Origin of the sequence: Streptomyces sp. NPDC053493 (genome assembly GCF_044544825.1) — a bacterium.
Classification (GTDB): domain Bacteria; phylum Actinomycetota; class Actinomycetes; order Streptomycetales; family Streptomycetaceae; genus Streptomyces.
In genome coordinates, this window is sequence record NZ_JBITXS010000015.1 from 62,461 (window position 1) to 76,263 (window position 13,803).

Genomic DNA, 13,803 nt, shown 5'->3' on the forward strand with positions numbered 1-13,803 from the left:
TCACACCGGGAGCAGTCGGCCGGAGAAAGGGCTCCACGGGTCGCGGTGGAGCGAGGACGCGATGGAGTGATCCACGTCAGAGGCGGACCGCGACGAGGGCGATGTCGTCGCGGGCGCCGCCGGCGACTCCGAGGCGGGCGAGGACGGCGTCCGCGAGGCGGTCGGGGCTCATGGTGGCGTGACGGGCGAGGGCGTCGGTGAGCTGCTGCAGGCCGGCTTCGATGTCCTGGTCGCGGCGTTCGATGAGCCCGTCGGTGTACAGCACGAGCTGGTCGCCCGGGGTGTAGGGCACGGCGGCTTGCGGGCGCGGGACGTGGTCGGGGCGCGCGCCGAGAGGTGGGTCGGTGGCTTGGTCCAGCAGGTCGCAGGTGCCGTCGGCGTGCAGCAGGACCGGTGGCGGATGGCCGGCGCTGCTGTACGCGATCTGTCGGCGGCCGGCGTCGATGACGACCTGGACGGCGGTGGTGGCGAGCGCCCCTTCGACGGAGCGGGAGTACAGGCCGAGCACTTCCAGCGACCTGGCCGGTTCCTGCAGGGCTCTCACGGCGGCGCTCAGTGCGCTGCGGAGCATGCCCATGACGGTGGCGGCTTCGAGGCCGTGGCCCACGACGTCTCCGACGGCGACGGCGAAGGCGCCGTCGGGCAGATCGACGACGTCGTACCAGTCGCCGCACACGTTCAGCGACCCGACCGCGGGCACGTAACGCACGGCGATGTCCGGGTGCCGTTCGAGGTCGGGCGAGTGCAGCATGGCCTCCTGCAGGGTGAGAGCCACCTGGCGCTCCCGGGCGTGCGCCTGTCGGAGTTCTTCGTTCAGTCTCTGCAGCTCCCGCGCCCGGGCGTACAGCTCGGCCTCGATCGCCTCGCGCCGGCCCAGCGGTCCTATGGCAGGGCCGGGCGGGCGGGAGCGGACGAACTCGGTGACGTCCTCCACCCGGTGGATGATCCATGCCACCTGCCCGTCCGGGCCGAGGACGGGCGTGTTGATGGGCGACCACCACCGCTCCTCGAAGGTCCAGGATCGGGACGGGACAGGGATGTCGTATTTCTGTACCGCCATCGTGTCCGGCCGTCTGGACTGCAGGACCCGGTGCAGCGAGGCCGTCAGGTTCCGCACCCCGTCCGCGCTCGCATCGGCCGGGTTGTCCGGGAAGGCATCGAAGACGTACTGGCCGACCAGGTCCTGTCGGCTGCGGCCGGTGGCCTGCAGGTACGAATCGTTGACGTCGACGATCACCAGGTCCGGATCCAGGACCAGATACGGACTGGGCGTGGCGATGAACAACGCCTTGTAGTCGATCGTCGGTTCCACAGGCTCGGCCCTTTCCGCTGTTCGACGACGCCGGCCAGATCCGGGCCGGAGACGGCCCGGGGACCCTGCCAGGTGGGCTGGACGGTGAGGCGTCGGCGACCATGGCGGAACGGGAGAAGACGTTCAGTCCACTCCCTCATTCGATTGTCCCAGGGGACCGCCGGTAGCACCTGATGAGAGGGGCAGCGTCCGCGACAGCCGGTCGACAATCCGCCCGATACGCCTCGCGGCGCCGGCGCTTCTTCCGAGGTGGCCCACCGCTCGCGCAGGGTCTTCAGCCTCGGCTGCTTGGTAACTCTTCGAGGGACGGTGACGCTGCGTATGGGAGGGGAAAGCCTCTGTTGCGGGTGACCGGTGATGCGCCAGGCTGGGGCTGGGGCGCGGACGGGGGCCGGCAGGGGGCGCTGGCGGTCGCGTTCGATCGGTGATCGCCGATGGGCTGACTTATCCGGCGTCCGCGGACGACGACGGCGTGCACCAGGCTCGGGCTTCAGGTGGGCGGCGCCGGTGCGGACGTCAAGAGGTGGCGGAGGTCGCCGAGGCCCCCCTGGCCCAGCGTGCGGCGGTGCTCGGGGTCGGCGCCGATCTCTTCGAGTACCGACCGACCGCACGGGTCGCCGCGCAGGGCGAGCCCGCCCGCGGCGGCGATCCTGGCTTCGAGGCGCGGGTGTGCGAGCTGTGAAGCGAGGACGGCACGCAGTTCGGGGGTGTCGGCGGACGACCAGGTGAGCTGGTGGAGCGCGGTCTCCCGTACGTCGGGATCGGGGTCGGCGGCCAGGCGCCGGAGAGCGCCGAGGACCGCCCGGTCGACGGCCGCTCCGTCGGCCCTGGCGAGGGTGAGGCACGAGGCGACGGTCCGGCGGACGCGGGGATCGGGATGGCCGGAGTGCCGCAGGACGACGTGGCTTTCGTCGAGGCTGCTGTAGGAGGTGAAGGCGGCGATGACGGTGCCGAGGGCGTACGGGTCCTGCTCGTCCTGCAGCATCGGGCGCAGCAGTTCGACGGCTTCGCTGTCGAAGGAAAGCTCGATGTCGTCGACGCTGATGCTGGGCGCGAGCCCCAAGAACTGCACGGTGTCGAGGCCGAAGCGTCTGCGGGCGAGGGAGGACCTGTCCGTGGCGAGCTCGCGCGCCCAGTCGAAGGTCTCCTGGTCGGCTCGCAAGCCGAGCTGATAGAGCGAGGAGAACCAGTCGTCGTGATCGGGGTCGGCGTGTACCAGGGCGCGGGCGAGCAGCTCGTCCGGGGAGCGGTGCACGCCGAGCGCGGCCTCCAGCTCGGTGACGATCGCCCGGTGCGCGGGCGGTGGTTCGGTCCCGGCACCGGACCCGGTGCGGAGCGCGTCCTGGGCGACGCGGAGGGCGCGGCGGTGCGGGCTGTCAGGTGCCAGCGGGTCGTGGCGGGAGGACAGCAAAGCCTGGAGCACTCGGTACCTGCCGTGCCGGGCCGCCCACGTCACCAGGTCTGGGCCGCCGGCCCGGGGCCGGGTCACGTCGCTGTCGCGGACGACGAGCCGGTCGACGACCTCGTGCCGCCCGGCGTAGGCGGCGGCGGTCAGGAGCGCGACGGCGTCGTCTCTCCCGAGCGCTTCCGGGGTGGTGTGGTCGAGGAAGTCGAACACGACGGGGTCGTCGCCACGTTCGACGGCGGCGAGGAGGCTGGGCAGGCGCATCAGGCGATGATGGCGAGGGGAGCGGGGCTGGGGACAGTCCTTTTCGCCCTCGCCCACCGGTCTGACGACGACACGACCCGACTGAAGCGGCGTCCTGGCGCGTCCGGTCCTGCGGCAAGGAGACGCCCATGTGGATGCACAGGGACAGGCCGTTGCCCTTCGCAGCTCACATGATTTCTCGGACGGGAGTTCACGTAATCGCCGGCTGCCGACGCGAGGCGGTCTGTCTCAGTCCCACCACAGCACGGTGAGCAGCTGCCGTTGGGATGCCTCACGGTAGAACGCGCGCAGGGCGTTGAAGTGTCCCAGCAGGTACACCTTCGGGCCACCGGCGATCTTGTCTGCGCCGTTGCCGATCAAGGAGGCGGCCTCTGCTTCGTCTGCCGGAAGGGCGGCCAGGAGGGCCGGGAAGTCGATCTGCCCGAGCAGTTCCGCGACGCGAGCCACTTGAGCCGCTGAGAGGGCCGTGGGGTTCGGCCCGAAGGGGCTCAAGGCATACGGGTGGGTGCTGAGGAAGGTCACGTCGATGGTCGTGTCGCCGTCGAGAGCCTGCCGGAGGGCGTTCCGGTGGACGTCACCGAGACCTCCCAGCTCGCAGACCCGTTCGAGTAGGGTCGGTGCCCAGTCCAGATCCAGGACGTCCGCCGAGGGTGGGGCCCAGAGAGGGTCTCCATCCGGCGATGCGTCGGCCGACAGGCGGCAGGAGGCGAGACACTCCGCCGAGATGCGGGCGAGTTGCTGGGTGACGGCCATGACGCCAGTATCCCGACGGCGTCCACCGCTTTCCCGACGAGGTCTTGGCGGTCGGGTGTTTGGGCCGCGAACAGCTGCGGAGCCGGGCTCACCCGAGCATCGGTCAGGCAGTGACGCGCCACGCTCGCGCGTTGTTTCTCGTGAACATGTGCGGGCGGACGTCCCGACCCGATGAACGTGCTCAGTCCCCGGTGGTTCGGCGGAAGACCTGGGCGTTCTCCTGAGCCCATTGCCGGAACGGGCGGGCCGGCCTTCCCGTGACCTGGGAGACGGTGTCGCGCACCTTCAGCAGCTCCTGGTTCACGTCTCCGCCCATGACGTCGAGCACCGCGTCCGCGGCCTGGGGTCCGAAGACCGCGGCCATCCGTGCGTAGGCCTGCTCGCGGCTGATTTCGGCGAAGGGGATCTCGCGCCCCAAAGCCGTCGCGATGGCTTCGACCTGTTGGCGGGCGGTCACCGGCTCTGGACCGGTCAAGGCGTAGGTGCGTCCGTGGTGGCCGGGCTCGGTCAGTGCCACGCGTGCCACCGATGCGATGTCCGCGGGGTGGATGGTCGGCAGCGCGGTCTCGGCGTAGGGCGCGTGGACGGTCTCGTGGTCCCGGATGGAAGCGGCCCACATGAGAGCGTTGGATGCGAACTGCGTCGGCCGCAGGATCGTCCACGCCACGCCGCTTGTCTTGAGCAGCTGTTCCACTGCCAGGTTCTCGCCGGCGGGTCCGAGGTGCGGGTGGGTCTGGACGGTGATGGACGACACCAGCACGACGTGCTCCACGCCCGCCTGCCGGGCGGCTTCGAGGATGTCGGCCTCCGGGCCCAGACCCGGCACGAGAAACAGCGAGCGCACCCCCTCCAGTGCGTGCCTCAACGACGCGGGCTCCGCGAGGTCGCCCTCCACAGCCTCGACCCCTGCGGGGAAGTCGGCCCGTGCGGCATCACGGGTGAGCCCTCTGAGTGGCCCGACACCGCTTGCGCTCAGCTCTTTCAGCAAGGCACGGCCTATGTTTCCCGTAGCTCCGGTCACAAGGATCACAGCGTGTCTCCCGTCGTCAGATGATCACGTGAGCCATACGCTAAAACCTCAATCATGCTTAAGGTCAAGGGCCTTGCCGGGCTCGTGTCGCATGGGCAGGACGTCCTTCGTGGCCGTGCGTACGGTGCCGGCGGGAGTCGTCTCCGGCTCGGAGGTGCCGCGTCCGGTGAGGGTGAGGTCCGTCGTGCGGTCGGTGAACACGGACTTCGGTCGCACACGCATACGTGTCAAGTGCCCGGGCAGGCGAAAACCGTTGCCGATGACGGATCGGCAGGAAATGCCCCATTCCCGGTGTGACAGGTGGAGTGCATGAGCTCGGCAGACAACGGCACCTCGAAGCGGCTGTCCTTGACGGCCGTGATGCGTGGAGCCCGTGAACAGCTCGGTGATCTCCTGCAGAGACCGGCAGGAGCCGTGTCCGCCATCAAGGCCACCGACAGCGGGTGGACGGCGGACGTGGAGGTCGTCGAGCTGGAGAAGGTGCCCGACACCATGAGCGTGATGGCCCTGTACCACGTGGAGCTCGACTCGGACGGCGAGATCGTCGCCTACGAGCGAGGCCGCCGGTACGCCCGGGGCCAGATCGACCGCCGCTGAATCAGACGGCGCGGACGCCGCACGCCGGCGTCCGGGCCCGATCCACGGAAGGAGATCGACATGACCATCGTTCAGCAGCAGGGCAGTGCGGCCGCACGGAGCAGTGGCGGCGGTTCCGGAAATCTGTACGACGTTCTCGAGCTCATCCTCGACCGCGGCCTCGTCATCGACGCGTTCGTCCGCGTGTCGCTGGTGGGCATCGAGATCCTGAAGGTCGACATACGCGTCGTCGTGGCGAGCGTGGACACGTATCTGCGGTTCGCCGAAGCCTGCAACCGCCTCGACCTGGAGTCCGGCCGCAAGGCTCCCAGCCAGCTCACCGACATCGTCGGTGACATGACCGAGAGCGGCGCGAAGGGCAAGTCGAAGGGCGTGCTGAGCGGCGCCGTCGAGGCGTTCACCGACTCGCTCCAGGGCAAGCGGGACGAGTCGGAGGAAGAGCAGCCCCGCAAGCGCCCCGCCCGCAAGTCGACGTCCGCCCAGCGCCGAGAGGAGTAGTCCTTTGTCCACGTACGTCTACGGAATCACCGCCGCCGACCACCCGCTGCGTCTCGACGGCGTGCCCGGTGTCGGCGAACCCGCCGCACCCCTGCGTTCGGTACGCAGCGGCACCCTCACCGCGGTCGTCAGCGACGCTCCTCCCGGCCTGCGGGCCAAGCGTCGTGACGTCCAGGCGCACCAGGGCGTGATCGAGGCGCTCATGGTGGACGGCGCGACCCTGCCGATGCGTTTCGGGCTCGTGGCGCCCGACGACTCGGAGGTGGCCGCGGCGTTGGAGGCGGAGGGCGAGAACTATCTGGCGCGGCTGGAGGAGCTGGAAGGCCACGTCGAGTACAACCTGAAGGTGGCGCGAGAGGAGGACGACCTGCTGCGGGAGGTCGTCGCGGAGTCCGAGCGCGTCCGTGAGCTGCGGGAGCGGACCCGCGACGGGGCCGGCACGCACGAGGAGCGTCTGGAGCTGGGCGAGCTCGTCGCGAACGAGGTCGCCGCCCGCCGCGACGCCGAGGCCCAGCGCCTGGCGGAGGCGCTGTCTCCGAAGGCGAAGCGCGTCTCGGTCGGCGAGCCGACCGCGTCGGCGCTGCTCAGCGTCTCCTTCCTGGTGCCCGCTTCGGACGTCGACTCGTTCGTGCGGGCCGTGCAGGAGCAGGCCGACCGCCGGGGCGACGGCTACACCTTCACGCTCACCGGCCCGCTGCCGCCCTACAGCTTCGTCTGACGCGCCGCGCGGTGCGTCCGCCCGTGAGGGAGGCGATCGATGGGACTCATCACCGGTCTGGTGACCTTTCCACTGGCTCCGCTGCGCGGAACGCTCTGGGTCGTCGACCAGGTCCTGACGGCGGCGGAGCGCGAGTACTACGACCCGGAGCCCGTGGTGCAGGAGCTGAAGGACCTCGAGCGGCGCCTGGGCAGCGGGGAGATCGATGAGGACGAGTACGACCGCCGCGAGGACGAGCTGCTCGACCGGCTGGAGGAGATCGAGCGCTTCCGCGAGGGCGGCTGACGCACCGGCGCAGGACGCCTGCCCCTCCACGCGACCACGCGGCCACGCGACCACGAAGGGAGAGACAGAGGTGCACAGATCATGACGAGGAACGCGCAGATAGCGGTCGCGCTGGTGGGCGGGTATCTGCTCGGCCGTACGAAGAAGGCCAAGGTGGCCGTGGGGCTGGGCGTCTTCCTGGCGGGCAGGAAGGTCGGCTTCGATCCGCGGCGGATCGGCGAACTGCTGGGGAACGTCCCCGCGCTGAGCGGGCTGGACGAGCAGGTCCGCCGGGAGCTGGTGGAGGCGACGAAGTCGGCCGCCGGCAGGGCCCTCACGCAGCGGGCGACCGGACTCGCCGACTCCCTCGCCGAGCGCATCCGGGCTCTGGAGGAGCCTCGCTCCGAGGAAGAGGGAGAGGACGAGGGAGAGGAAGGAGACGACGGCGCTCAGGGCCCCGAGGAGGGTGAGGAGGGCGGCGATGAGCCGCGCAAGGGCGCGAGCCGCGGCCCGGCGCGTAACGGCGGCTCCGGACGGCGGTCGTCGGACGGAAACGCTCCCCGGGCCGGTGCGGCCAAGAAGGCCACTTCCGCCGCCCGGAAGCGTACGACCTCGAGCCGCTCCGGAGCGGCGAAGAAGCGGACCGCGTCGGCCGCCCGCAAGCGAGGTGGCGACGATGCCTGACTCGACCTTCGCCAAGGTCAGAAGCGACGTGCTCGCCGGCCCGGCGGCCGAGCGGCTCAAGGAAGAGCTGCGGCGCTACCTGCGCGCCCGCGCCGAGCACACCGTCACCCGGCTGGGAGCCCGGCTGGGCGAGAGCGTCGCGAGGCTCGGGCAGCCTGGCGCGTCGTCCGGCGGGGGCAGGAAGGGCCTGGCCAAGAGCCGGCAGGCGCTCGCCGACGGCAGGTCGCCCGCGCAGGCCGTGGTCGCGGGCGCCGTCACGTATCTGAAGGAAGGAGTGAAGGGCAAGGTCAAGGGCTTGGTGGGCAACGGCCGCACGTCGGCCGACGGGGCGGCGGCCGGCGGCATGTCGAGGAGCGTGACGATCGTCGAGGACATCGACGTCGGCGTGCCCGTGCGTGAGGCGTACGACGAGTGGATCCGGTTCCAGAAGTCCGTCGAGGAGGCGGAGGTCACCGAACAGGTCCCCGGCGAGCGGATCGCCTGGACCACGGAAGGCGCCAAGGGCACGGTCACGGGCGTCGTGACGTTCCACGCCCTGACCGACGACCTGACCCGGGTGCTCCTGGTCCTCGAGAAGACCGGCGGCCTCTGGCGTGCCCAGGGCCGCCGGGCCCGGCTCGACCTGAAGCGCTACCGCACGTTCGTCACGATGCGCGGAGCGGACGGCGAGGAGCCGCACGCGCACGATCGAGCCGCCGGCTGAGAGAGGAGGTGGAGACGTGTCCGATTCCTTCACCGGTCGACTGCCGACCGCACGCAGCACCGCGGCGTATCCGAGCCAGGGCTCCGGAGCGAACCTGGCCGACATCCTGGAGCGGGTGCTCGACAAGGGCATCGTGATCGCGGGTGACATCCAGATCAACCTGCTGGACATCGAGCTGCTCACCATCAAGCTCCGTCTCCTGGTCGCCTCCGTGGACAAGGCGAAGGAGATGGGGATCGACTGGTGGGAACACGATCCCTCGCTGTCGTCCAAGGCGCAGCCGTCGTCCAAGGCGCAGCCGTCGTCCAAGGCGGAGTTGTCGCCGGCGGCGGAGCCGTCGTCGACGGCGGACGTGCCGGCCCCTGCCGGGCGCGCATCGCTGAGCGAGGAGAACGAGCGGCTGCGGGCCGAGATCGCGCAGCTGCGGGCCGCCGCGGCGGGTGCGCCCGGCGGCCGGGACGATGCCGAGGCCGTCGTCCGGGCGGAGCACGCCGCGAACGGCCGTGACGGAGAGGGAGGCGAGCGCCGATGACCGATCGAGTGCTGCTCTACGTGTACGCGGTCGGAGCGGACGGGGCCGCGCTCGACGACGTGGCCCGCGACGTCACCGGTATCGACGGGACGGCCCTGCGCTGCGTCGCGGGTCCCGGCGGCCTCACTGCGCTCGTCTCCCCGGTCGACGGCCACCGCTTCGCCGAGGAAGCCCTTCCGGCCCAGCTGGAGGACCTGGAACGGCTCGAGGCGATCGCCCGCTCCCACCACGGTGTCGTCGACGCGGCGTTCGCCCGTACGACCGCGCTGCCTCTGCGGCTGGCCACGGTCTACCGTGACGAGGAGCGGGTCGTCGCGATGCTGACGGAGCGTCAGGTCTCTTTCTCGTCCCTGCTGGAGACGCTCCACGGGCAGGTGGAGATGGGCGTGAAGGTCTACGCCCGCGCCCCGGCGGCGGCCGGGCGCGCCCCCGGGGCCGTGGAGGCCGCCGTGGCCGCCGGTGACGGCGCCGACAGTCCCGGGCGTGCCTATCTGCAGCGTCGGCGGGCGCAGCGCCGGGCCGTTGACGACGTCTACCGGTCGGCGTCCGCCGCCGCGGACGACGTGACCAGGCGGGCGGAGCGCCACGCCTCCGCGCGGGCGATGCACCGCCCTCAGCAGAACGCGTGGTCGGCGGGGCGCGGCGAGAACGTCGTCAACGACGCCTACCTCGTCCCGGCGGCGCTCGTCGACGCCTTCCGCGCCGACATCGCCGCCCTGGCCGATCCCGCGTCGGGCGTCGTGGTCGAGGTCACCGGGCCCTGGGCCCCGTACTCCTTCGCGGGCGCGGACGCCGTGAGCGCGGAGGTGCGGGTATGAGCCTCTCCCCCGGCGGTCCCGAACCGGAACCGGGACTCGGCCGGCAGGTCGCGCTCGTCGATCTGCTCGACCGGCTGCTCAACGGCGGCGCGGTCCTCACCGGCGACCTGGTCCTGAGCATCGCGGACGTGGACCTGGTGCACATCAACCTGCGCGCCGTCATCCGTTCCGTCACGCACGACGCGCCGGCGCTCCTCTTCCCTTCGGCTCGTCATGCGGAGGTGAGCGAGCATGGCCGGTGAGAGCGGTCGCGACCTGGTGCCGTCGGGGCGGCACCACCTCGACCAGCGCGTCCGGACCGACCCCGACACCGTCGAACGCGACCTCATCAAGCTGGTCCTCACCATCGTCGAGCTGCTGCGCCAGCTGATGGAGCGCACGGCCCTCCACCGCGTGGACGTGGGCGACCTCGACGGCGACCAGGAGGAGCGCATCGGGATGACGCTCATGATCCTCGAGGAGCGCATGGAAGAACTGTGCGACCGCTACGGGCTGACGATGGACGATCTGAACCTCGACCTCGGCCCTCTGGGGTCCCTCCTGCCTCCTCGTTCCCAACCGAACTGACGGGCCGTTTGGCCTGGGCACAACCGGACAGAAGGAGTCACATGAGTACGGAAGAGAAGAACACGAAGAGCACCGCCGCGGGCAATTCCGGCGCCTCCGGGACCAAGAGCGGCGGCAACGGCCGCGTCAACGGCTCGGCCACCGCCAAGGCGGCAGCCGGTACCGCGAAGAAGTCGGCCGCCTCGGGCGCGCAGGCAGCCGGTGAGACCGGCCAGCGCGTCACGCGCAAGGTCTCGGACGGCCTGCAGAGCGGGCAGCAGGCCCTCACGGCCAATGCCGCCAAGCTCGCGTCGGCGGCGGGCACCGCCTGGACGGTGGTCAAGGACCGCAAGATGATCGCCGCCGGCGCCGCGGCCGGAGTCGTCGGTGTGGCGAGCGCCGCCTTCGCGGTCGGCCGGACCACGGCCAAGCCGGCGATGGGTCCCCTGACGCGACTGGCGCGCGGTCGCATCTGATCCGCGGTCACGTCTGATCCGCGGTCGCCGCACGGCGTCGCAGGCCCGCCGGTGAGCCATTCGCCTCCCGCCCCCGTACGGGGGCGGAGGCGAATGGCTCACCGCCGGCCGGTTCTGGAGGTCAGCAGCCGCTCGAGCGGCCAGGTCGTGATCAGCCGGTCCGCTTCGAGGCCGATCCGTGCCGCCCGGGCGTAACCGGAGCTCTGCCAGTGCAGTTGCTCGGGAGCGTGGGCGTCGGTGTCCACGGCGAACAGGCAGCCCGCCTCGGCGGCCTTGAGGAGCAGGTCGTCCGGCGGGTCGCGGCGTTCGGGCCGGCAGTTGATCTCCACGGCGGTGCCGGACTCGGCGCACGCGGCGAACACGGCTTCGGCGTCGAAGCGGGACTGCGGGCGCCCGCGGCCGGTGATGATGCGTCCCGTGCAGTGTCCGAGGACGTCCGTGTGCGGGTTGCGGACCGCGGCCAGCATGCGGGCGGTCATCGGCTCGGGTTCCGAGCGGAGCTTGGAGTGCACGGACGCCACGACGATGTCGAGCCGGTCGAGCAGCTCCTCGTCCTGGTCGAGTGAGCCGTCCTCGAGGATGTCGCACTCGATGCCGGTGAGCAGCCGGAAGCCGGGACCCGTTCTGGCGTTCAGGTCGGCCACGGCCTGGAGTTGGCGTCTGAGCCGGTCCGGGCTGAGTCCGTGGGCGATCGTCAGGCGGGGCGAGTGATCGGTCAGCACGGCCCACCGGTGGCCGAGGGCGCGGGCCGCGTCGGCCATCTCCTCGAGCGGACTGCCGCCGTCCGACCAGTCGGAGTGCAGGTGGCAGTCCCCGGCGCTCGCGGCGGCGAGTTCCCAGCCGGTGCGGGCGGCCGGGTCGGCTTCGGCCTGGAGACGGGCGAGGTAGTTCGGTACAGCTCCGGTCGATGCCTGGGCGATGACCTCCGCGGTGACCGGTCCGACTCCGCGCAGGCGTCTTGCCTCGTCGGCGTCGACCGGGCCCGGGCGCAGGTCGCGGACGGCGTCGGCCGCCGTATGAAAGGCGCGCACCCGGTACGGGGAGGCGCCGCGCCATTCGAGGAGGAAGGCGATCCGGCGCAGGGCTTCTTCCGGCTCCATGCTTCCAGTGTGGGCCTGGGCTGGAGCAGCGCCCCTCGGAGCGGCGCCCCTCGGAGCAGGGCCCTTCGGAGCAGGGCAGCAGGAGCAGCGCCCTTCGGAGCAGGCATCAGGGGCGGGAACCCGGGAGCCGCCCCGCTCTCAGAAGGGGTGCCGAGCGGCTCGGCGGCACGCCGGCCAGCGGCACGACGGTCAACTCCGCGGGCAGGTCGTGTCCGAGAGGAGCGAGGCCTACGGTGCCGTTCCACAGCACGGCGTGGAGGCGTTCCGGCCGGACGTGATGAGCCGGTGCGCGACCGAGCCCGCCACCGAAGGCGACGGCGCGGGCGCCGCGGCGGTCACGCACCGGACGGAGGCGGCGTCCGGTGCGTGACAGGTCCTTCCGCGCCGAGACGGGAGCTAGCTCAGCGTCTTCACCGCGGCGGCGTCGTACGGCTTGAGTTCGTCGGTGCGGCCGGCGAGGACCTTGGCCGCCCACTCCGGGTCCTGGAGCAGCGCGCGTCCGACGGCGACCAGGTCGAACTCGTCGCGCTCGAGGCGGTCGAGGAGCTCGTCGATGCCCTGGACCGGCGCGCCCTCGCCGGCGAAGGCGTGGAGGAAGTCGCCGTCGAGGCCGACCGAGCCGACGGTGATGGTGGGCCTGCCGGTGAGCTTCTTGGTCCAGCCCGCCAGGTTCAGGTCCGAGCCGTCGAACTCGGGGACCCAGTGGCGGCGGGTGGAGGCGTGGAAGACGTCGACGCCGGCGGCGGCGAGCGGGGTGAGGATGGCCTCCAGCTCCTCCGGGGTCTCGGCGAGGCGGGCGTCGTAGGCGTCCTGCTTCCACTGCGAGTAGCGGAAGATGACGGGGAAGTCGGGCGACACGCTCGCGCGGACCGCGGCGACGATCTCGGCCGCGAACTTCGTGCGGGCCACGGGGTCGCCGCCGTACGCGTCGGTGCGGCGGTTCGTGCCCGCCCAGAGGAACTGGTCGATGAGGTAGCCGTGGGCGCCGTGCAGTTCGACGCCGTCGAAGCCGATGCGCTCGGCGGCCGCGGCGGCCTCGGCGAAGGCGCCGATGACGTCGTCGAGGTCGCTTCGGGTCATGGCCTTGCCCTCGCCCTCGGTGCCGTCGGTGCGGATGCCGGAGGGGCCCACGGCCGGGGCGTCGGCGTAGGGCGGCTGGCCCTGCTTGCGCACCATGCCGATGTGCCACAGCTGCGGCACGATGGTGCCGCCGGCCGCGTGCACGTCCTCGGCGACCTTCGCCCAGCCCGCGAGCTGCTCCTCGCCGTGGAAGCGCGGCACGCGGTCGCTCTGTCCCGCCGACTCGTGGCCGACGTAGGTGCCCTCGGTGACGATCAGGCCGACACCGGCGGCGGCGCGGCGGGCGTAGTACGACCGGACGTCCTCGCCGGGGATGCCGCCCGGCGAGAACATGCGCGTCATCGGCGCCATCACGATGCGGTTCGGGACGGTCAGGCCGTTCAGGGCGACGGGCCGGGACAGGATCTCGGCCGCGCGCGAGGCGGGGGACGCGGTGACGGTCACAGGGACGCTCCTCATAGCCTTTTACTTCATAACCTTGATGCTTGAGAACTTCATGCAACGGCACGACGCTAGAGGCAGATGTTTGAGATAGTCAAGCTTCCCGGGATAGGCTGGTGTCCATGACAGAAGCCGCTCCCGCAGATGCGTCCGTCGGCACGGCCCAGCTCATGGAGCTGCTGTCGGTGTCGCTCGGCGTCTACTACGGCGACTTCACCGTCGCGGCGGCGAGCGAGAACCTCACGGCCAGCCAGGGCAGGGCGCTGACCGTCCTGCGCCGGGGACCGGCCGCGATGCGGGCTCTCGCCGAGACCATGACCTGCGACGCCTCCAACATGACCGGGATCATCGACCGGCTGGAGAAGCGCGGCCTCGTGCGCCGCGAAGCCGGCGCGTCCGACCGACGCGTCAAGAACGTCATCCTCACGGCCGAGGGCGAGCGGGTCGCCGACGCGATCCGCGCGAAGATGCGCCTCACCCGGGACGGCCTGGACGGTCTCAGCGGCGAGGAGCGGGACGCGCTGTACGCCCTGCTCGAGCGGGTCTTCGTCGCCCCGCCCGCCGGCTGAGCGCGGCGATCCG

The 13,803-nt window shown here is 71.5% G+C and carries 19 protein-coding genes; 12 read left to right on the top strand and 7 right to left on the bottom strand.

What is annotated here, in order from left to right; genetic code table 11:
• Positions 1-76: 76 nt before the first annotated feature.
• From ACIGO8_RS30870 to ACIGO8_RS30890, 5 genes are all read right to left on the bottom strand, one after another.
• Positions 77-1,312, bottom strand: coding sequence for a PP2C family protein-serine/threonine phosphatase (locus tag ACIGO8_RS30870; RefSeq protein WP_399737523.1), 1,236 nt, complete (start codon positions 1,310-1,312; stop codon positions 77-79).
• A 490-nt stretch (positions 1,313-1,802) separates the two neighbouring features.
• The gene (locus tag ACIGO8_RS30875; protein WP_399737525.1) at positions 1,803-2,981 is read right to left on the bottom strand and encodes a HEAT repeat domain-containing protein; all 1,179 of its coding nucleotides are present in this window, start codon (positions 2,979-2,981) and stop codon (positions 1,803-1,805) included.
• A 228-nt stretch (positions 2,982-3,209) separates the two neighbouring features.
• Positions 3,210-3,734, bottom strand: a complete 525-nt coding sequence (locus ACIGO8_RS30880; RefSeq protein ID WP_399737527.1) for a DUF1877 family protein — start codon at positions 3,732-3,734, stop codon at positions 3,210-3,212.
• 181 nt (positions 3,735-3,915) lie between these two features.
• Positions 3,916-4,764, bottom strand: coding sequence for an NAD(P)H-binding protein (locus tag ACIGO8_RS30885; protein ID WP_399737529.1), 849 nt, complete (start codon positions 4,762-4,764; stop codon positions 3,916-3,918).
• A 48-nt stretch (positions 4,765-4,812) separates the two neighbouring features.
• Positions 4,813-4,980: a hypothetical protein gene (locus ACIGO8_RS30890; protein WP_399737531.1), complete on the bottom strand. Its 168-nt coding sequence runs from the start codon at positions 4,978-4,980 to the stop codon at positions 4,813-4,815.
• A 93-nt stretch (positions 4,981-5,073) separates the two neighbouring features.
• On the opposite strand from ACIGO8_RS30890, the gene ACIGO8_RS30895 reads away from it, so the two are divergent.
• The 11 genes from ACIGO8_RS30895 to ACIGO8_RS30945 all read left to right on the top strand — a co-directional run bounded on the left by ACIGO8_RS30895 (position 5,074) and on the right by ACIGO8_RS30945 (position 10,600).
• Positions 5,074-5,361 (top strand): gas vesicle protein, encoded by a 288-nt coding sequence (locus ACIGO8_RS30895; protein ID WP_399737533.1) that lies wholly within the window; start codon positions 5,074-5,076, stop codon positions 5,359-5,361.
• Between the two features lie 60 nt (positions 5,362-5,421).
• Positions 5,422-5,859, top strand: a complete 438-nt coding sequence (locus tag ACIGO8_RS30900; RefSeq protein ID WP_399737535.1) for a gas vesicle structural protein GvpA — start codon at positions 5,422-5,424, stop codon at positions 5,857-5,859.
• A gap of 4 nt (positions 5,860-5,863) precedes the next feature.
• On the top strand, positions 5,864-6,577 hold the full coding sequence (locus ACIGO8_RS30905; RefSeq protein ID WP_399737537.1) for a GvpL/GvpF family gas vesicle protein: 714 nt from the start codon (positions 5,864-5,866) through the stop codon (positions 6,575-6,577).
• 39 nt (positions 6,578-6,616) lie between these two features.
• Positions 6,617-6,862 carry a gas vesicle protein GvpG gene (locus tag ACIGO8_RS30910; RefSeq protein WP_399737539.1) on the top strand — a complete coding sequence of 82 codons (246 nt, stop codon included), beginning with the start codon at positions 6,617-6,619 and terminating at the stop codon, positions 6,860-6,862.
• Between the two features lie 81 nt (positions 6,863-6,943).
• Entirely contained in the window at positions 6,944-7,525 is a 582-nt protein-coding gene (locus tag ACIGO8_RS30915) for a hypothetical protein (protein ID WP_399737541.1), read from the top strand.
• The gene (locus ACIGO8_RS30920; protein ID WP_399737543.1) at positions 7,518-8,228 is read left to right on the top strand and encodes a hypothetical protein; all 711 of its coding nucleotides are present in this window, start codon (positions 7,518-7,520) and stop codon (positions 8,226-8,228) included. The genes ACIGO8_RS30915 and ACIGO8_RS30920 overlap by 8 nt, the downstream gene beginning before the upstream one ends.
• Before the next feature lie 16 nt (positions 8,229-8,244).
• On the top strand, positions 8,245-8,760 hold the full coding sequence (locus tag ACIGO8_RS30925; protein ID WP_399737545.1) for a gas vesicle protein: 516 nt from the start codon (positions 8,245-8,247) through the stop codon (positions 8,758-8,760).
• On the top strand, positions 8,757-9,578 hold the full coding sequence (locus ACIGO8_RS30930; RefSeq protein ID WP_399737547.1) for a GvpL/GvpF family gas vesicle protein: 822 nt from the start codon (positions 8,757-8,759) through the stop codon (positions 9,576-9,578). The genes ACIGO8_RS30925 and ACIGO8_RS30930 overlap by 4 nt, the downstream gene beginning before the upstream one ends.
• A complete protein-coding gene (locus tag ACIGO8_RS30935) occupies positions 9,575-9,820 on the top strand; it encodes a gas vesicle protein (RefSeq protein ID WP_399737549.1) in 246 nt (81 codons plus the stop codon). The genes ACIGO8_RS30930 and ACIGO8_RS30935 overlap by 4 nt, the downstream gene beginning before the upstream one ends.
• Positions 9,810-10,145, top strand: coding sequence for a gas vesicle protein K (locus tag ACIGO8_RS30940; RefSeq protein WP_399737551.1), 336 nt, complete (start codon positions 9,810-9,812; stop codon positions 10,143-10,145). The genes ACIGO8_RS30935 and ACIGO8_RS30940 overlap by 11 nt, the downstream gene beginning before the upstream one ends.
• 41 nt (positions 10,146-10,186) lie before the next feature.
• Positions 10,187-10,600 (top strand): hypothetical protein, encoded by a 414-nt coding sequence (locus ACIGO8_RS30945; protein ID WP_399737553.1) that lies wholly within the window; start codon positions 10,187-10,189, stop codon positions 10,598-10,600.
• Between the two features lie 98 nt (positions 10,601-10,698).
• On the opposite strand, the gene ACIGO8_RS30950 is transcribed toward ACIGO8_RS30945, so the two are convergent.
• Both ACIGO8_RS30950 and ACIGO8_RS30955 read right to left on the bottom strand, forming a co-directional pair.
• Positions 10,699-11,700, bottom strand: a complete 1,002-nt coding sequence (locus ACIGO8_RS30950; protein WP_399737555.1) for a PHP domain-containing protein — start codon at positions 11,698-11,700, stop codon at positions 10,699-10,701.
• A 396-nt stretch (positions 11,701-12,096) separates the two neighbouring features.
• Positions 12,097-13,224 carry an NADH:flavin oxidoreductase gene (locus tag ACIGO8_RS30955; protein WP_399737557.1) on the bottom strand — a complete coding sequence of 376 codons (1,128 nt, stop codon included), beginning with the start codon at positions 13,222-13,224 and terminating at the stop codon, positions 12,097-12,099.
• 119 nt (positions 13,225-13,343) lie between these two features.
• On the opposite strand from ACIGO8_RS30955, the gene ACIGO8_RS30960 reads away from it, so the two are divergent.
• Positions 13,344-13,790, top strand: a complete 447-nt coding sequence (locus ACIGO8_RS30960; protein WP_399737559.1) for a MarR family winged helix-turn-helix transcriptional regulator — start codon at positions 13,344-13,346, stop codon at positions 13,788-13,790.
• The last annotated feature ends 13 nt before the right edge of the window (positions 13,791-13,803 follow it).

What these genes read in the sequence shown, in the direction of transcription:
- ACIGO8_RS30875 (WP_399737525.1), bottom strand. Translation starts at nt 2,981, where the DNA reads ATGCGCCTGCCCAGCCTCCTCGCCGCCGTCGAACGTGGCGACGACCCC.
- ACIGO8_RS30880 (WP_399737527.1), bottom strand. Translation starts at nt 3,734, where the DNA reads ATGGCCGTCACCCAGCAACTCGCCCGCATCTCGGCGGAGTGTCTCGCC.
- ACIGO8_RS30895 (WP_399737533.1), top strand. Translation starts at nt 5,074, where the DNA reads ATGAGCTCGGCAGACAACGGCACCTCGAAGCGGCTGTCCTTGACGGCC.
- ACIGO8_RS30900 (WP_399737535.1), top strand. Translation starts at nt 5,422, where the DNA reads ATGACCATCGTTCAGCAGCAGGGCAGTGCGGCCGCACGGAGCAGTGGC.
- ACIGO8_RS30910 (WP_399737539.1), top strand. Translation starts at nt 6,617, where the DNA reads ATGGGACTCATCACCGGTCTGGTGACCTTTCCACTGGCTCCGCTGCGC.
- ACIGO8_RS30915 (WP_399737541.1), top strand. Translation starts at nt 6,944, where the DNA reads ATGACGAGGAACGCGCAGATAGCGGTCGCGCTGGTGGGCGGGTATCTG.
- ACIGO8_RS30920 (WP_399737543.1), top strand. Translation starts at nt 7,518, where the DNA reads ATGCCTGACTCGACCTTCGCCAAGGTCAGAAGCGACGTGCTCGCCGGC.
- ACIGO8_RS30930 (WP_399737547.1), top strand. Translation starts at nt 8,757, where the DNA reads ATGACCGATCGAGTGCTGCTCTACGTGTACGCGGTCGGAGCGGACGGG.
- ACIGO8_RS30935 (WP_399737549.1), top strand. Translation starts at nt 9,575, where the DNA reads ATGAGCCTCTCCCCCGGCGGTCCCGAACCGGAACCGGGACTCGGCCGG.
- ACIGO8_RS30940 (WP_399737551.1), top strand. Translation starts at nt 9,810, where the DNA reads ATGGCCGGTGAGAGCGGTCGCGACCTGGTGCCGTCGGGGCGGCACCAC.
- ACIGO8_RS30945 (WP_399737553.1), top strand. Translation starts at nt 10,187, where the DNA reads ATGAGTACGGAAGAGAAGAACACGAAGAGCACCGCCGCGGGCAATTCC.
- ACIGO8_RS30950 (WP_399737555.1), bottom strand. Translation starts at nt 11,700, where the DNA reads ATGGAGCCGGAAGAAGCCCTGCGCCGGATCGCCTTCCTCCTCGAATGG.
- ACIGO8_RS30960 (WP_399737559.1), top strand. Translation starts at nt 13,344, where the DNA reads ATGACAGAAGCCGCTCCCGCAGATGCGTCCGTCGGCACGGCCCAGCTC.